This is a genomic window from Cupriavidus sp. FW305-26 (assembly GCF_058787975.1).
The window spans coordinates 159,478-175,024 of the sequence record NZ_JBYTAH010000001.1 but is presented as its reverse complement, the minus strand read 5'-3'; the positions used below and the strand labels follow the sequence as shown (position 1 = coordinate 175,024).

Here is a 15,547-nt window from a genome sequence, read left to right as displayed (position 1 = left end):
CCACCATGGCAAAGATCGTAGACCAGTTCGGCCGGCCCTTTGAGCGTACTGTCCTGGCCGAATCCCAGTCCGCGCGACTGCAGGCGCTGCAGCACGACTATGCCGGGCACCCCTCGCGCGGGCTTACGCCGGCGCGGCTGGCCCGCATCTTGGAGTTGGCCGAGCTCGGCGACCTGCTCGCCCAGGCAGACCTGTTCCAGGATATGGAGGAGAAGGACGGCCACATTTTTGCAGAGATGAGCAAGCGCAAGCGCGCGCTGCTCACGCTCGACTGGAACATCGTGCCGCCGGTGAACGCTTCGACCGAGGAGAAGCGCCAGGCCGAGCTGATCGACAGCTGGTTCCGAGATCTGCAGGACTTCGATGACGTGCTGCTCGACCTGCTGGATGGCATCGGCCATGGCTTCTCGGCGCTGGAGATCAGCTGGGACCGTGTCGACGGGGTCTGGCTGCCAGTTAAGTTCACCCACCGGCCGCAGCGCTGGTTCATGACGCCGTTTGGCATGCCGGACGATCTGCGCCTGCGTGGCTACGCCGCGCAGGGCGAAGAGCTCTGGCCGTTCGGCTGGGCGGTGCACCGCCACAAGGCCAAGTCCGGCTATATCGGCCGCTCAGGCCTGCACCGGGTGCTGGCCTGGCCGTACCTCTTCAAGAACTTCGCCGTGCGCGATCTGGCCGAGTTCCTTGAGATCTATGGTCTGCCGCTGCGCGTGGGCACCTACGGCGCCGGCGCAAGCAAGGACGAGAAGCTGGCGTTGCTGCGCGCCGTGTCCGAGATCGGCCACAACGCCGCCGGCATCATCCCCGAGGGCATGAAGATTGATTTCCAGGCCGCGGCGCAGGGCACGCAGGTCCCCTACGAGACGATGATCGGCACCATGGATCGCATTCAATCCAAGGTGATCCTGGGCGGCACGCTGACCAGCCAGGCCGATGGCAAGTCGTCGACAAACGCCCTGGGCAACGTGCACAACGAGGTCCGGCACGACCTGATGGTCTCCGACGCACGCCAGCTCGCCGGCACCATCAAACGCGACATCATCTTCGCCATCTGCGCCCTTAACTTCGAGCTGGGCGACCGGCGGCGCATGCCGGACTTCGTGTTCGACACGCGCGCGCCGGAGGACATGAAGCTGTACGCTGATGCCTTGCCCAAGCTGGTCGGCATCGGCGTGAAGGTGCCGCGCGCCTGGGCGCACGAGAAGCTGGCCATCCCGGAGCCCAAGGAAGGCGAGGACGTGCTGGCCGTCGCACGCCCAGAGATGGCGGTACCGCCCGAGCTGCGCCCCAAGGAAACGGCACCCAGGACGGCCGCCATGACCTACCGCGCCGTGCTCACGAACGACCAGGGCGAGATCGTCTATCCGGACCAGCACGCCCTCGATACCGCCGCGGGCAACTTGCCGGCGGAGGCGTTAAGCGCGGAGATGGCAAAGCTGCTGGCGCCGGCCATCCAGGCGATTCAGGCGGGCGAGGAGCCAGACCAGGCCATCGAGGCGCTGGTGGCGGCGTACCCAAATCTCGATGAATCTGCCGTGGCCGAGCTGCTCGCGCGGGCCATCTTCGTGGCGGACGTCTGGGGGCGCCTGAATGGCAACGCCTGACCTGGCCTATGCCATCGGCCTGAAGCCTGAGGAGGCCATCCGCTACTTCGAGAGCAAGGGCTACGCCATCGGGTTCAAGTGGGAGGACGTCTGGCAGGAAGCGCACGCCCGTGCCTTCACCGTCGCTGGCATCATGAAGACCGACGTGCTCCAGGACATCCGCGGCGCCGTGGACGGTGCGTTAACGGATGGTAAGACCTTCGCCGAGTTCAAGAAGGCGCTCATGCCGCTCCTGGAGCGCAAGGGCTGGCTGGGCAAGGGCTACCTGGTCGACGAGCAGACCGGCGAGATCGAGGGCAAGCGCCTCACGCCGCGGCGCCTGGAGACCATCTTCCGCACCAATATGCAGTCTGCCTACATGGCCGGCCGCTTCGCCACCCAGCTCGAAAACGTCGACAACCGCCCGTACTGGGAATACGTGGCGGTGATGGATAACCGCACGCGCCCGGCACACCGGGTGCTCAATGGTCGCGTCTACCGGTACGACGATCCCTTTTGGCGCACCTTCTACCCGCCCAACGGCTACCGCTGCCGCTGCCGGGTGCGTACGCGCAGCCAGGCCGATATGGACCGCCTGGATCTGCCGCGCTCCACCAGCGATGGCCGGCTCACTGAGGTCGACCAGGTTATCAACCGGGATGGTGAAACCCGGCCAACCGTGGCATTCAAGGACCCCGTCACCGGGAAAAACTTCACCGCCGACCCCGGATTCGGCTTCAACACCGGCCAGGCCTGGGCCGCGCCGCTCACGCCGCCTCCACGCGCCGATCTGATCCGCAGCATCCCGCACGGTGCCCCGATGCCGTCGGCGCCGGCTCCCACGCCGATTGCCGCCGAGCGACTGCTTGCGCCTGGTCAACCGTTCGAGCGGTATAGCACGGCATTCCTGGAGCGCTTTGGCGTCACGCCTGGTACGGCAACCGCGTTCGAGGACGTCACCGGCGCCAGGCTGGCCATCTCCGATGCGCTCTTCGCCTCGGCTCCGCCCGAGTGGAGCTGGGGCCAGCGTTATGCCGGCCTGCTGGCCGATGCCGTGCGCACGCCCGATGAGGCCTGGCTGTCATGGGAGCAGTTCGACGGCGCCTGGCGGCTCACGCGCCGCTATGTCAAGACGTACCAGGTCGACAATGGCGACTGGATCGCGGCCGGCTTCGAGTACAGCAAGGACGGCTGGAGCTACCGCGTGGCCTCGGCGCGCGCGCCGTCCGCCGATGACCAGCTGCGCGCGGTCGATGCCATGCGCGGCACGTTCCTCCAATATAGGAAGCCGCAGCCATGATCGAGATTGGCGTTGACTTCAAGAACATAGACGAGGCGCTGAGTCGGCTGGCCGGTTTCTCGCGCAGCAAGCGGCCGCTCATGCGTGCGATCGCCGGCATCATGGCCGACTCGGTCGAGGAGAACTTCGCTCAGGAGGGGCGCCCCAAGTGGCTTGGCCTGGCGCCGGCCACGCGCAAGCGCCGCGGTGACGGCAAGATCCTGCAGGACAAGGGTCGGTTGGCCGCCTCCATCGTTTCGCGAGCCGACGGAGAATCGGCGGCCGTTGGCACGAATGTTCGCTATGCAGCCATCCACCAGTTCGGTGGCGAGATCACGCGCGCCGCCCATTCGGGCTGGGTCAGGCTGCGCACGGATGCGCGGGGTAACCTGATCCGGCAAGGCAAGGAAGGCAAGGCCGCCCGCCTTGCGGTGTTTGCCAAGGACTCGCACAAGCGCGCCCGCACCGTGCGCTACACGACCAACGGCAGTAAGGTCAAAATCCCCGCGCGCCCGTTCCTTGCGCTCACGCAGGTAGACGCCGACAATATCGAGCGAACGGTCTCCGACTACCTCGCCAGCATGCTGAGGTAGCCCTTTCGGAAATCCGGCCAGTAGCGCGTTTTTGCATGCCTGGGGCACCGATGGTACGTCCCAGGCACCGCCACCCACGTTAAGGGCATGTTAAAACCGCTCCCAGCGGCATCCGTACCCGCCACCCTCCCGCGCAACAGCACCCATCTCCCCGGGTGACACGTTTCCACCTCATCGCATGACCATGCCGCCGCCAATATGGCGACATGACGATCCATGCCCTCATCGCCCGCCTCTCCGTCGAGATCCCCACCGGCTCCAGCGCCATCCAGCTGATGCCGGCCGGGGCCTTCCGCGCCGGTGACGGCCGCCCGAAGGAATGCGACGCCTGGCATATCGATGCCGCCACGGCAGCGGCCATCGTCGCGCAGGTTAATGCGCGGAAGACGCCGTATGTCATCGACTACGAGCACCAGACCCTGACCGCCGCGACCAGTGGCCACCCAGCGCCGGCCGCCGGCTGGTTCAGCAAGGTCGAGTGGCGCGAGGGCGAAGGCCTCTTCGCCCTCGATGTGCAGTGGACCGACAAGGCCGGCGCCATGATCGCCGCCAAGGAATACCGGTTCATTTCCCCGGTATTCAGCTACGACCCCAAGACCGGCGACGTCGGCCAGCTGCTACACGCGGCACTGACCAACAATCCCGCCCTCGATGGCATGGACGAGGTCTCCATTGCCGCCGCGTCTCGCCTCCTGGTCGATTCACCCCTACCGGCGGGCGGGCTGCCCGTCGCTTCTTTGAAGGAAACCACAGTGGACATCAACGAACTGCTGGAGCAGCTCCGCTGGCTCCTGAACATGCCCGTGGGCGCTACCGCCGACGATATCAAGGCCCAATTGCAAAAGCTGATCGACCAGATCTCCGGCGGCCAGGGCACCGCGGCTGCCGCGGTCAACCTGTCGGATCTGCTCGCCCAGCGTGACCAGCAGATCGCCGCGCTCACGGCCACCCAGGTCGACCCCGCCCAGTTCGTGCCCATCCTGGTGGTGGACGGCCTGCGCGCCGATATCGCCGCGCTGACCGCGCAGCTCGCCGCCCACAACATCCAGGTCGAGGTGGCCACTGTCGACGGCCTGGTCACCGCCGCCCTGTCGGACGGCCGCCTGCACCCGTCCATGGAGACCTGGGCGCGGGATCTGGGCAAGTCGAATCTGGCCGCGCTCAAGTCCTACGTCGAAAAGGCCCAGCCGATCGCCGCGCTGCGCGCCACGCAGACCGGCGGCCGCCAGCCGGCTGCAGTGCCGACGCCCCAGGCGTCGGCAGGGGCCGCGAACGAGATGCAGCTTGCCATCTGCGCCTCGCTCGGCATCGATGCGGCGGACTACGCCAAGGTAGCGACCCCGCAGGCCTGAGCCCCGGGGTTCCATCACTAACGTTTGGAGACCAGCATGACTGCGCTCACCACTGACCGCGACACCAAGTCCCGCGCCGGGACCGACTTCGAGTTTCCCGTTGCCGCCGCCGCCAAGATCTTCGCCGGCGCGATCGTAGCGATCGACGCCGCCGGCAATGCCACGAAGGGCGCGACGGCCACGACCCTCAAGACCGTGGGCATCGCCCAGGCCATTGCCGACAACAGCGCCGGCCTGGCGGGTGATATCCGCGTGCGCGTGCGCCGCGGCATCTGGAAGGTGGCCAACTCGGCCGCTGCCGACCTGATCGCCCTGGCCGATGTCGGCAGCGACTGCTACCTGGTCGATGACCAGACCGTGGCCAAGACCAACGGCACCAATACCCGCTCGGTAGCGGGCAAGGTCCGCGACGTGGACGCCACCGGCGTCTGGGTCGAGTTTTAACCCGAGCGCGAGACTTAACGCGAGCGCTTGACCATCCACTCCCGGAGATATCAATGAAACTCACCCGACTCCAATGGGTACTCGCCACCGTCGCAATGGTGGCTGTGGGCCTGGCCGTGTGCCTGGGCCATATGGCCGGAGGCCACGTCTCGGCCGCAGAGGTGATGCCGCTGGCTCAACTGCAGCCGGGCAACTTCGATGAACGCATGCTGGGCATCGTCGGTGCCGGTATCGTCATCAACCGAGCCAGCCTGAGCGCGCTGTTCCAGGGCTACCAGGTCATCTTCAACAAGGCCTTCGAGGGCGTGCCGGCTGAATGGGACCAGATTGCCATGCGCGTGCCGTCCAAGACGTCCAAGGAAGTCTACCCGTGGCTCGGCCAGACCACCCGCTTCCGTGAATGGATCGGCGATCGCGTGCTGCAGAACCTGATGCTCCATGACTTCAGCATCAAGAACAAGCCCTGGGAAAACACCGTCACCATCGATCGCGATGAGATCGAGGACGACACCTACGGCGTGTATGCCCCGATGATTTCCCAGCTGGGGCAGGACGCGAAGCAGCACCCCGACGAGCTGGTCTTCAGCCTGCTCGCCGCCGGTTTCACCAGCACCGGCTACGACAACCAGTACTTCTTCGACGTCGACCACCCCGTGCTCCAGGCCGATGGCACCACCGCGTCCGTGTCGAACTTCGGTGGAGGCGCCGGCACCGCCTGGTACCTGCTGGACACCTCGAAGATGATCAAGCCGCTCATCTACCAGGTGCGCAAGGACTACAAGTTCGTCGCGATGGACCAGGAAACCGACGAGCAGGTGTTCACCAGCAAGAAGTTCCGCTACGGCGTCGATGCCCGCTCCAACGTCGGCTTCGGCCTGTGGCAGCTGGCATACGCCTCCAAGCAGGCCCTGGATGCGAACGCTTACGGCGCAGCCCGTGCCGCGATGATGGGCATGAAGGGTGACAACGGCAAGCCGCTGGGTGTGCGCCCTTCGCTCCTGGTCGTGCCGCCTTCCCTGGAGAAGACGGCCTTGGAGATCCTCCAGGCCGAGAAGAACGCCGCCGGCGCCACCAACATCTACCAGAACACGGCGAAGCTCCTGGTGACGCCCTGGCTGAGCTGACGGGATACCGCCCGCCCCGTAACTGCCGCGTGACGCCGTAAGCGCGGAGGAAGGAGCCCGGAACCCTCGGCGGCAGTGCGGGGTTCCTGCGTGTTAAACACATTTGATGGAGAGCCATGATGGCCACCAAGAAAGTGAAGGTGCTTCGCGTCGTCAGCCGGAAGGACAAGTTTCGCCGTGCTGGATTCGAGTTCAGTGCCGACCCGCAAAATCTCCCGCTGGACACGCTTTCTGCGGACCAGTTGGCAGCGATCAAGGGCGACCCAAGTCTGGTCGCGATTGAGGCAGAGGTGATGATCGACGAGGAAGGCGGCATTGTCGAGCTGCCGCGCGCCGTCGTGGAGGATGCGGAGGCACGCCTGCGGGAGTGGGCCACCGAGCTCAACGAGCAAGCCAACGCGCTGACCGTGCGTGAAGACCAGGTCAAGGCCCGCGAGGAAGCTGTGGCTGCGGCTGAGGCCGCCCTGGTCGAGCGCGAAACGGGCCTGGCTGCCCGTGAGGCGGCCGCTGGCCAGGCAGCTGGCCAGAACGCCGGCAAGGCCGCCGGCAAGGGCAGCAAGTAAGCCATGGCCTACGCAACGCAGAACGACATGACGGCCCGCTTCGGTAGCGGTGAGCTCATCGAGCTGACCGACCGGGCCGGCGCGGGTGTGATTGATGCAGCCGTCCTCGCGGGCGCCCTTGATGACGCCAGCGCCGAGATCGACAGCTACCTGGCTGGCCGTTATGCCGTTCCGCTTGCGCAGGCGCCACGCTTTCTCGCAGGCCTGTGCTGCGATACCGCTCGCTACAGGCTGTGCGGCAGCGACACCCGCCTGACAGAAGCCATCAACGAACGATACCGCAACGCCATCCGCTTCCTGGAGAAGGTCGCCTCGGGCGCCGTCTCCATTGGTCCGGTCACCGGCGGCGCCGTGCCGGCCGCCGACAATCCGGTGATCTTTAACAGTGGCGGCAAGGCGTTTGCCCGTGACCGGGGTGCGCTGTGAGCACACCCATCATCACGGCCGTCGAGCTGGCCATCGTGGCTAGGCTACGCCTAGGCCTCGGCAAGATGGTTAAGTCCGTCGAGACCTACGGTGGCGAGCTGGACGACGACTCCGACGAGGTGATTCGCCGCTTCCCGGCGGCCTGGGTCACATTCGGCGGCGTGCGTGACACCCAGGCGACCTCCACCCGCCGCGAGAAATGGAAGGCCGAGGCGCTCTTCGCGGTGATGGTGGGCGCGCGCAGCTTGCGTAACGAGCGGGCGGCGCGTCACGGCGGGCCCGCCCTGCATGAGGTCGGCAGCAACACGCTGATCTACGCCGTGCGCCGGCTGTTGTCCCAACAGGATCTCGGGCTGCCGGTACGCCATTTGGCGCCGGGCCGGATTCGGACCCTGCGGCATGTGCTGCTTGGCCAGGAGTCGTTCTCCTGCTTCGCGCTGGAATTCCACACCGCCTGGGTCGAGGACGTGCTGCCGAACGGGGAATTCGCAACACCGGTTCCGGACGGCGATCCGGACGATGTCTTCGGGCGTTACCAGGCGCAGCTCGGCGTGGCACCGACCGACTGGCTGCGCACCGGCCTCAACTATCACCTGCAGCCTGACGACGGCAAGGCTGATGCCCAGGATGTCGTCACCAATAGGAGCGTTCCATGAAGGTTAAGGCCGCGCCCGGCTTGTCGGTTCCGAAGGAATCGCAACCGCGCGAATACATCACCGAGGACCTGGTCACCGAGGTCGAGCCCACGGCGTATTACCTGCGCCGCCTTGCCGAGGGCGACCTGGTCGAAGTCATTGAAGAATCCGCCCGCGCCAAGCGGGCTACCAAGGGAGATGCCTGATGCCCAGCCCCAATATCAGCTTCGATAGCATCCCGTCGAGTATCCGTAAGCCGGGCAAGTACTTCGAGTTCAACACCAAGCTCGCTGTGCGGACGCTGCCGGCAAACCTGCTCAAGGTGCTGATCGTTGGCCAGAAGCTCGCCGCCGGCACGCAGGCAGCGCTGGTGCCGGTCAATGTGTTCAGCGACCAGGAAGCGGCTACGCTCTTCGGTCGCGGCTCCCACGCGCACCTGATGGCGCGTGCCGCCATTACGGCCAATCGCTACCTCCAGCTCTCGGTCATCGGCGTTGACGATGCTGCGGCTGGCGTTGCGGCCGCTGGCTCGGTCAGCTTCACCGGCCCGGCCACTGCCGCCGGCGGCGTCACCCTCCTGGTGGGCGCTACCCGCGTCGATATCGCCTTCGCCAGCGGTGACACCGCCGCTAACCTAGCCACGCGCCTGGTCGACCAGATCGGCCAGCAGCCCGACCTGCCGGTGACCGCCGCAGTCGATGGCGTCACGACCAGTAAGGTCAACCTCACCGCCCGCAACAAGGGCGAGGCCGGTAACGGCATCAAGCTGAAAGCCTCGGTGGTTGGTGCCGGCGTGGTGGCGACCGTGGTCGACATGGCTGCCGGCCTGAACGATCCCGACATTGCGCCGGCGCTGGCTGCCGTCTTTGCCTCCGGTCACGACATCATCGTGTGCCCGTACGCGACCCAAACGGCCCTGACGGCCCTCCGCACTCATCTGGATGCCGTCTCCGGCCCCCTGGAGCAGCGCGGCGCGCGCGGCGCCGGTGGCTTCCCTGGCACGCTGGCAGCGGGCACCACCCTCACCAAGGCGATCAACGGGGGGCGCATCACGGTTGGCTGGCACCGTGGCTCGCGCAAGCTGCCTTGTGAGATCGCCGCCGCCTATGCGGCCGTAATGGCAAGCGAGGAAGACCCCGCGCGTCCGCTTAACACGCTGGAACTGGTCGGCATGGATGTCACCGACATCACCGACTGGCCCAGCCGCACGGAGCAGGAGAACGCGCTGGCCAATGGCCTCGCGCCGCTCGAGGTCGGCCCCGGCAATCGGGTCCAGATCGTTCGCGCGATCTCCACCTATGTGACCGATGCCCAGGGCATCAACGATATCTCGTTGCTGGACATCACGACCATCGGCACGCTCGACTACGTCCGCAAAGCTTGCCGCGAGCGTATCGCGCTGCGCTTCCCGCGGGAGAAGAAGTCCTTGCGCACCAAGGATCGCGTGCGCAGCGAGCTGCTCGACGTGCTTTTCAAGCTCGAGGAGCTGGAGATCGTCGAGAACGTGGAGGCCAACAAGGACGGGTTGATCGTCGAGGACGACAGCCAGGACCCGAACCGCCTCGACGCCAAGATCCCGGTTGACGTGGTCAACGGTCTGCATGTGTTCGCTGGCCGTATCGACTTGCTGCTGTAACCCTTAACACTGTTCGGAGGCCAATATGGCACTGGAAGAATATGTCGGCGCCGTAGTGCTGGAGGTCGATGGCAAGGAGGTCGACGTTGTCGAGTACTCCGTGACCTCGCGCACCGGCACCAAGCCGGTCAAAACCATGAACCGCAACGGGCGGGTCAAGGGATTCGCCAAGGGTATCGAAGAGCACGAGCTCGCCGTCACCGTCGTGATTCCGAAGTCGGGCGACCTCGACTGGATGGCGATCGCCGGAGCAAAGCTGACCGACCATCCGGTGAGCCCCGGCGGCCAGCGCGTGAGCTACCTGGACTGCTACACCACTGAGGTCGGCGAGAAGTACTCAGCTGACAACGAGGCGCGCCGGGATATCAAGCTGTTCGCATCCCGTAGGGTGACGGAATGAAGGCGACCGGCACTCTCCTGTATGGCGTCGAGTACGCTGGCAGCATCCACTACGACTTCGAGCTGCGGCTGCCGACCATCGCCGACAACATCGCGGCGATCGAACAATCGGAGGGCCCGGCTTCGGCGTTGCGGATCGAGGTATGCATGCTCGCCGCGGCGCTGACGAAGCTGGGGGATATCCCGGCCGATGCCATCACCTACAACCTCCTCGCACCGCAGCTAACCAACGAGGACCTGGACGTCCTCCAGGGGAAGGTGGCCGAGCTCAAAAAAAAGCGACTCAGGCCGAGCAGCGCCTCCGAGGCTTCCGCCTCGCCGTCGTTGCCCTCGGCAGAGTCGGCATCCCCGAGTCCCGCATCCGGGACATGACCGAGGTCGAGTTCGAGGGCTACCTGGCGGCGATTCTGCCACCAGGCCCTCGATCCGGCGCCGGAGAAACTGTCCGGCGCATCTCCACCAGGCGTAAGCGCGGCGGCAAGAATCCATGACAGACCTTAACGTTGCCCTGCGGCTCACCGCCCGCGATCAGATGTCGCGGCCGGCGGTCCAGTCGCTCCAGACCGTCAGGACGGAGAGCCAGCGCCTTTTCCAGGCCCGCGAATCGCTGGGAGTCCGCTCCGAGCAGCGCATCGTGCGCGAGATCCGGCAAACGGAGCTCGCGTACCAGCGGCTTGCCACGGCGGGAACCGTGTCGGCCCGCGAACAGGCACGAGCCTACGATGCAATGCGCGCCAGGGTGGCGGAGCTTCGACGCGAACTCGGCCAGGTGAGCGCGCTGCAGCGGACCATGGGCGCCATCGGCACTGGTGTGCGTGGTCTGCAGGGCGCGGCCGGCGTTGCCGCGGGCCTGGCCGGCGCGGCGTACATTGTGTCCCGGCCCGCCAGCGCGCAGATGAGCTGGGACCGCCGCCTGGCGGCGATGGCCAATACCGCATTTGCGGACCGCGGCGTCGAAGGCCGCATTGCTGGCCAACGTACGCTTGAGGAGGCGGTCAAGGCCGCAGTTCGGACCGGCGGCGGTACCAAGGATCAGGCTGCCGAGACGCTTGACCAAGTCATTGCCTCCGGCGCGGTCAGTGTTGGCTCGGCGACCAAGATGCTGCCGACCTTGCAGAAGTATGCGACGGGTACGGGCTCCGATCCCGCACAACTCGCGCAAATCGCCATCCGTGCGATGCAGACATTCCGTATCCGCGAAGAGGATCTGCCGAAGGCGCTAGACATGGCGCTGGTTGCCGGCCAGGCGGGCGGCTTCGAGCTCAAGGACATGGCCAAGTGGCTGCCACAGCAGATGGCGGCGGGCCGCAATGCCGGTCTGTCCGGCTTGGCTGGTCTGTCCAAGCTGCTCGCGGCCAACCAGGCGGCGGTCATCACTGCGGGCACCAAGGATGAGGCCGGCAACAACTTGGTCAACCTCCTGAGCAAGATCAGCAGCGCGGACACCGCCAACGATGCCAAGAAGCTCGGGATCGATCTGACCGGCAGCCTGGTGCGCGCCCGCCAGAAGGGCGTCGATCCGCTCGACGCTTTTGTCGGGATCACCGACTCGGTGGTGGGACGCGACAAGCGCTATACGAAGCTCCAGGGGCAGCTTGCCACCCAGAAAGGCGGTGATCGCGCGGCCACCATGGAAAGTATGGCGGACCTGCTGCAGGGCTCGGCCATCGGCAAGCTCATTCAGGATCGCCAGGCGCTGATGGCCCTGGTAGCCCTGATGAACAACCGAGACTATGTCAAGGACGTTCAAGCCAAGACACTGCAGGCCTCCGGCGCCAATGACAAGAACTTCGCAGTCATCACCAATACCGCCTCGTTCAAGGCCGAGCAGCTCAAGAACGAGTCTGACTTCGCGCAGAACTCCGCCTTCTCCGGCTTCAATCGCGTCGTCGGCGACACGGCAGAGAAGCTGACCAGCTATGCGCGCGAATATCCTGGTCTGACTGCTGCCGTGGCGGGGGCGACCACGGCATTGACGGCGCTCACGGCGGCCTCTGCGGGCGCGGGGCTGGGCTCCATCCTGCGCGGCGGCGCGGGAGGTGCTGCGGGTGGTGTTGCCGGCGGGGCCCTGGCCACGGCGGGCCGGGTGGCATTGCCGGTGGCCGCAGTGGTGGCGGCAGGCGCTGCCGGTTATGGCATCGGAACGCTGCTGAACGGCGGGATTAACAAGGTGGTCCAGAGCGCCACGGGCCAGAAGGATACCAGCCTCGGCTCGTGGCTCTATGACGTGCTGCACCCGAGCGAAGCCAAGGGCCCCACCTCGACACCATTCCTCGAAAAGCTGGACAAGCAAGCCAGTGCGATTGAAGCCCTGTCGAAGGCACCGCAGCCGTTTGTTGTCGAGAACAAGGTCGTGCTGGATGGCTCGGTGATTGCCGAGTACACCAACAACCTTAACGCACGAGAAAGCCGGAGGTACTGATGGCCTGGTCCGACACCCTGCTTGATGCGTCGTTTCGCGGCGTCGCCTTCGATTGCCTGCGCACGCAGGATAGCGCGCAGCGCGACGTGGCGGTGCACGAGTACCCGTATCTCGACGGTGCGGACACCGAAGACCTCGGGCGCAAGGCACGGCGCATCAGCATCACGGCGGTCTTCTGGGGGGCGGATTACGAGAGCCGTCTGCAGGCATTCCTGAAGGCCTGTGACCAGGCCGGCCCGGCTGAGCTCGTGCACCCCGTGTTCGGAAGTTTCCAGCGCGCCCAGCTGCTCGACTACCAGGTCGCCCACGACGCCGACGCTCCGGACTACTGCACGGTCGATCTGTCGTTCATTGAGGCAGCGCCCGGCAACCCCTTCTTCGTGCAGCAATTGCCCGCGCAGGCGGCCTCGGTGGTTAGCCAGCTTGCCGAGACTGCACGATTCGGCGGCATCGAATCCTTCGCTAAGCAGCTGGATTTCATCAAGGGGCTCAAGGGCAACCTGTCCCGGCTCAACGCCTTGCGTGACGTGCTGACGGGCACGCTCGGGGTGCTGCGTGGCCAGCTCAAGGGATTTGTCGGTACGACGCTGGACCTGATCGACTTCCCGCGCGCCTTTGCCGGCGATGTGATGGGCATCCTGAGCGGCATGGTAGATCTTCGGTCCTTTGATCCGGCCACGCTCTCAAGCGACTGGAAAAGCCTGGTTGGCCAGTTCGACAACGTCGTTCAGTTGCCCGCGAAGGTTGCGGGGGGCGCGGCTGTGGCTGACGGTGCGACAAGCGGTTCCGGCACCACCATTGCCGACGTTAAGCCGATTCCGGCCATGCCGGAAGACGTCACGCGCATCACGGCCATTCTCCAACTCGGAGTGGCCGCCGCACTGGCCGATGCAGCTGGCGAGATCCTCGCCGCGGAGGCCCTGGAGCCGACGCTCTCGCCGCGGGAGATTGAGCAGATCGCCAATGATTTGCGCGAGGCGATCCAGGTCGCGATCGACGTGCACCGTGACATGCTGCCCGTCGACGAGGCACGGCCGATCACGGAGCCGCTCAAGGACACTGCGCACAGCATCCAGGTCGCAGCCGTCGCCGTGATCGATGCGAGGCCGCCTCTCGTGACCCGCACGGTCGACAGCGCTGGCAACCTGCACCTGGTCGCTTCCCGCTGGTATGGCGATTACAGCCGCGCTGCGGAACTGGTGCGATTGAACCCCCAACTCAGGAACCCGAATTTCCTGATCGCTGGAGACGTCCTCAATGCCTACTCGCGCTGATCGCTCCCGCGAACAGGATGCCGTGAGCCTGCTGATTGGTGGCAAGGCACACAGCAACTGGAGCCGGTACGAGATCGATTCCGACTTGCTGATTCCGTCGGACGCCTGGCAGGTCGAGCTCGGTCTGCCCATGGGCGAGTTTCCGCCAGCGGTCCAGACTGGCGCCTTGGTGGAGGTGCGGGTGGGCCAGGATACGGTCATGACGGGACGGGTCGACGAGATCTCGCACCGGGTCGGCAAGGACCAGCACACGCTCTCCATCAGCGGGCGCGACGGTGCCGCGGTCCTGGTCGATTGCAGCGCGCCGGTCTTCACGGCCAAGCAGGCCACGCTCGCCGAGATCATAGCCAATGTGGTTAAGCCACTCGGCATCACCAAAACACGCATCGAGGCCGACACCGTCGCCACCCGGGAAAAGGTCAATGTCGAGCCTGGCGACACGGCATGGGACACGCTGGTCCACGCGGCTGAGGCAAATGGCCTCTGGCCCTGGTTCGAGCCTGACGGCACGCTTGTCGTGGGTGGGCCAGACTATACGAAGCCGCCGGTGGCCAGCCTGGTCATGCGTCGTGATGGGCGCGGCAACAATGTGATGACGTTGGACCAGGTGCGCTCCATGGCGGAGCGCTACTCAGAATTTACCGTCCTCGCCCAGGCGCACGGCACTGCTGTCGAGGCTGGCCGCAATGCGCTGAAGGCGGCTGTTAGGGATGCGGAACTGTCGGGGCGCAACATCTACCGCCCCCGCATCGTGGTCGACCATGATGCCGACAATACAAGCACCGCTCGGGGCCGGGCGCGCAAGCTGCTGTCCGACTCTCGTCTGAGGGCGATGACGCTTACCGCCACCGTACGCGGGCACCGCACCAGCGACGGCCTGCCGTGGCAGCCTGGGCAACGCATCCATGTGTTAAGCGAGCCTCAAGGGATCGATGCGGTTTTTTTCCTGATGGCGCGAAAGTTCTCCAACGGTCGTGGCCAGGGCGCCACCACAACTCTGACCCTGAAAGAGGACGGCGTCTGGGTGCTGGATGCCCATCCGCACAAGCGCGCCAAGAAGCGTGCCAAGGGGCGCACCAAGCAAGGCGAGGTACTGGAGATCATCGATGTGGGCTGACGTGGACAAGCGGATTTCGCGAGCGCTGGGGGGTATCCGCCTGGCGTTCCGGGCGGTGATCAGTCGGGTCAACAGCGCACCGGCCGTTCAGCTCGTCCAGGCGGACGGGCTGGCCGGCGAGCGACTCCAGGACAACGAACTCATGCAGCACTATGGGCTCACCTCGAACCCTCCCGCCGGCACCATGGCCCTGGTGCTGCCGGTAGGAGGCAAGACCAGCCACGGGGTCATCATCGCCACCGAACACGGCACCTACCGGCTGAAGGAACTCAAGCCAGGCGAGGTTGCCCTGTATTCCGACGAGGGCGATTACGTGCGCCTGAAGCGCGGCCGGATCATGGAGATCAACACCGGCACCCTGCGCATCAACGCGTCGGTTAAGGTCGAGTTGAATACGCCGCTGGTGGAGGCCAGCCAGATGCTGACGGTCCAGGGTCTGCTGACCGGCAATGGCGCGATGGCGATTTCTGGCGGTGCAGGAGCCGCGGCGACAATCACCGGCTCGCTGAATGCCACGGTGGATGTGACAGCCAACGGCACCAGCCTGCATGGCCACAGGCACAACGGTGATTCCGGCGGCGTCACCAGCACACCGATTTGACGTACCATCACTTACGATCCGCCGCATAGTGTGAAGCGTGTCACTGTCGTATTGTGGTGACACGTTTCCACCTCACCCCGACATGACCCATGCCCCGAG

Annotated in this window: 17 protein-coding genes; all 17 read left to right on the top strand. The window is 65.7% G+C overall.

From position 1 onward, the window contains the following. Nucleotides 1–5: 5 nt before the first annotated feature. Nucleotides 6–1,604, top strand: a complete 1,599-nt coding sequence (locus AC3WQZ_RS00775) for a DUF935 domain-containing protein (RefSeq protein ID WP_492299785.1) — start codon at nt 6–8, stop codon at nt 1,602–1,604. Then, nucleotides 1,591–2,883, top strand: a complete 1,293-nt coding sequence (locus AC3WQZ_RS00770) for a phage minor head protein (RefSeq protein ID WP_492299784.1) — start codon at nt 1,591–1,593, stop codon at nt 2,881–2,883. Before AC3WQZ_RS00775 ends, AC3WQZ_RS00770 begins: the two co-directional genes overlap by 14 nt. Next, nucleotides 2,880–3,455, top strand: coding sequence for a phage virion morphogenesis protein (locus AC3WQZ_RS00765; protein ID WP_492299783.1), 576 nt, complete (start codon nt 2,880–2,882; stop codon nt 3,453–3,455). Before AC3WQZ_RS00770 ends, AC3WQZ_RS00765 begins: the two co-directional genes overlap by 4 nt. Nucleotides 3,456–3,661: 206 nt before the next feature. Then, nucleotides 3,662–4,807 carry a phage protease gene (locus AC3WQZ_RS00760; protein WP_492299782.1) on the top strand — a complete coding sequence of 382 codons (1,146 nt, stop codon included), beginning with the start codon at nt 3,662–3,664 and terminating at the stop codon, nt 4,805–4,807. Between the two features lie 36 nt (nt 4,808–4,843). Continuing rightward, on the top strand, nt 4,844–5,251 hold the full coding sequence (locus AC3WQZ_RS00755) for a hypothetical protein (RefSeq protein ID WP_492299781.1): 408 nt from the start codon (nt 4,844–4,846) through the stop codon (nt 5,249–5,251). 53 nt (nt 5,252–5,304) lie between these two features. Further along, nucleotides 5,305–6,375: a Mu-like prophage major head subunit gpT family protein gene (locus AC3WQZ_RS00750; RefSeq protein WP_492299780.1), complete on the top strand. Its 1,071-nt coding sequence runs from the start codon at nt 5,305–5,307 to the stop codon at nt 6,373–6,375. 116 nt (nt 6,376–6,491) lie between these two features. After that, a complete protein-coding gene (locus AC3WQZ_RS00745; RefSeq protein WP_492299779.1) occupies nt 6,492–6,938 on the top strand; it encodes an HI1506-related protein in 447 nt (148 codons plus the stop codon). 3 nt (nt 6,939–6,941) lie between these two features. Continuing rightward, nucleotides 6,942–7,364 (top strand): gp436 family protein, encoded by a 423-nt coding sequence (locus AC3WQZ_RS00740; RefSeq protein ID WP_492299778.1) that lies wholly within the window; start codon nt 6,942–6,944, stop codon nt 7,362–7,364. Then, nucleotides 7,361–8,020 carry a DUF1834 family protein gene (locus AC3WQZ_RS00735; protein WP_492299777.1) on the top strand — a complete coding sequence of 220 codons (660 nt, stop codon included), beginning with the start codon at nt 7,361–7,363 and terminating at the stop codon, nt 8,018–8,020. The genes AC3WQZ_RS00740 and AC3WQZ_RS00735 overlap by 4 nt, the downstream gene beginning before the upstream one ends. Then, nucleotides 8,017–8,205, top strand: coding sequence for a DUF2635 domain-containing protein (locus AC3WQZ_RS00730; RefSeq protein WP_492299776.1), 189 nt, complete (start codon nt 8,017–8,019; stop codon nt 8,203–8,205). The genes AC3WQZ_RS00735 and AC3WQZ_RS00730 overlap by 4 nt, the downstream gene beginning before the upstream one ends. Next, nucleotides 8,205–9,635 (top strand): phage tail sheath subtilisin-like domain-containing protein, encoded by a 1,431-nt coding sequence (locus AC3WQZ_RS00725; RefSeq protein WP_492299774.1) that lies wholly within the window; start codon nt 8,205–8,207, stop codon nt 9,633–9,635. The genes AC3WQZ_RS00730 and AC3WQZ_RS00725 overlap by 1 nt, the downstream gene beginning before the upstream one ends. Nucleotides 9,636–9,660: 25 nt before the next feature. After that, nucleotides 9,661–10,035: a phage tail protein gene (locus AC3WQZ_RS00720; protein WP_492299773.1), complete on the top strand. Its 375-nt coding sequence runs from the start codon at nt 9,661–9,663 to the stop codon at nt 10,033–10,035. Next, a complete protein-coding gene (locus AC3WQZ_RS00715; protein ID WP_492299771.1) occupies nt 10,032–10,406 on the top strand; it encodes a hypothetical protein in 375 nt (124 codons plus the stop codon). The genes AC3WQZ_RS00720 and AC3WQZ_RS00715 overlap by 4 nt, the downstream gene beginning before the upstream one ends. Before the next feature lie 115 nt (nt 10,407–10,521). After that, nucleotides 10,522–12,456, top strand: a complete 1,935-nt coding sequence (locus AC3WQZ_RS00710; protein ID WP_492299770.1) for a phage tail tape measure protein — start codon at nt 10,522–10,524, stop codon at nt 12,454–12,456. Next, nucleotides 12,456–13,730 (top strand): DNA circularization protein, encoded by a 1,275-nt coding sequence (locus tag AC3WQZ_RS00705; RefSeq protein WP_492299769.1) that lies wholly within the window; start codon nt 12,456–12,458, stop codon nt 13,728–13,730. The genes AC3WQZ_RS00710 and AC3WQZ_RS00705 overlap by 1 nt, the downstream gene beginning before the upstream one ends. Nucleotides 13,731–13,752: 22 nt before the next feature. Further along, entirely contained in the window at nt 13,753–14,847 is a 1,095-nt protein-coding gene (locus AC3WQZ_RS00700) for a phage baseplate assembly protein (protein WP_492299768.1), read from the top strand. Continuing rightward, the gene (locus AC3WQZ_RS00695) at nt 14,837–15,448 is read left to right on the top strand and encodes a phage baseplate assembly protein V (protein ID WP_492299767.1); all 612 of its coding nucleotides are present in this window, start codon (nt 14,837–14,839) and stop codon (nt 15,446–15,448) included. Before AC3WQZ_RS00700 ends, AC3WQZ_RS00695 begins: the two co-directional genes overlap by 11 nt. Nucleotides 15,449–15,547 lie beyond the last annotated feature (99 nt).

What these genes read in the sequence shown, in the direction of transcription:
- AC3WQZ_RS00745 (WP_492299779.1), top strand. Translation starts at nt 6,492, where the DNA reads ATGATGGCCACCAAGAAAGTGAAGGTGCTTCGCGTCGTCAGCCGGAAG.
- AC3WQZ_RS00715 (WP_492299771.1), top strand. Translation starts at nt 10,032, where the DNA reads ATGAAGGCGACCGGCACTCTCCTGTATGGCGTCGAGTACGCTGGCAGC.
- AC3WQZ_RS00725 (WP_492299774.1), top strand. Translation starts at nt 8,205, where the DNA reads ATGCCCAGCCCCAATATCAGCTTCGATAGCATCCCGTCGAGTATCCGT.
- AC3WQZ_RS00770 (WP_492299784.1), top strand. Translation starts at nt 1,591, where the DNA reads ATGGCAACGCCTGACCTGGCCTATGCCATCGGCCTGAAGCCTGAGGAG.
- AC3WQZ_RS00755 (WP_492299781.1), top strand. Translation starts at nt 4,844, where the DNA reads ATGACTGCGCTCACCACTGACCGCGACACCAAGTCCCGCGCCGGGACC.
- AC3WQZ_RS00710 (WP_492299770.1), top strand. Translation starts at nt 10,522, where the DNA reads ATGACAGACCTTAACGTTGCCCTGCGGCTCACCGCCCGCGATCAGATG.
- AC3WQZ_RS00705 (WP_492299769.1), top strand. Translation starts at nt 12,456, where the DNA reads ATGGCCTGGTCCGACACCCTGCTTGATGCGTCGTTTCGCGGCGTCGCC.
- AC3WQZ_RS00775 (WP_492299785.1), top strand. Translation starts at nt 6, where the DNA reads ATGGCAAAGATCGTAGACCAGTTCGGCCGGCCCTTTGAGCGTACTGTC.
- AC3WQZ_RS00760 (WP_492299782.1), top strand. Translation starts at nt 3,662, where the DNA reads ATGACGATCCATGCCCTCATCGCCCGCCTCTCCGTCGAGATCCCCACC.
- AC3WQZ_RS00765 (WP_492299783.1), top strand. Translation starts at nt 2,880, where the DNA reads ATGATCGAGATTGGCGTTGACTTCAAGAACATAGACGAGGCGCTGAGT.
- AC3WQZ_RS00695 (WP_492299767.1), top strand. Translation starts at nt 14,837, where the DNA reads ATGTGGGCTGACGTGGACAAGCGGATTTCGCGAGCGCTGGGGGGTATC.
- AC3WQZ_RS00750 (WP_492299780.1), top strand. Translation starts at nt 5,305, where the DNA reads ATGAAACTCACCCGACTCCAATGGGTACTCGCCACCGTCGCAATGGTG.
- AC3WQZ_RS00730 (WP_492299776.1), top strand. Translation starts at nt 8,017, where the DNA reads ATGAAGGTTAAGGCCGCGCCCGGCTTGTCGGTTCCGAAGGAATCGCAA.
- AC3WQZ_RS00740 (WP_492299778.1), top strand. Translation starts at nt 6,942, where the DNA reads ATGGCCTACGCAACGCAGAACGACATGACGGCCCGCTTCGGTAGCGGT.
- AC3WQZ_RS00720 (WP_492299773.1), top strand. Translation starts at nt 9,661, where the DNA reads ATGGCACTGGAAGAATATGTCGGCGCCGTAGTGCTGGAGGTCGATGGC.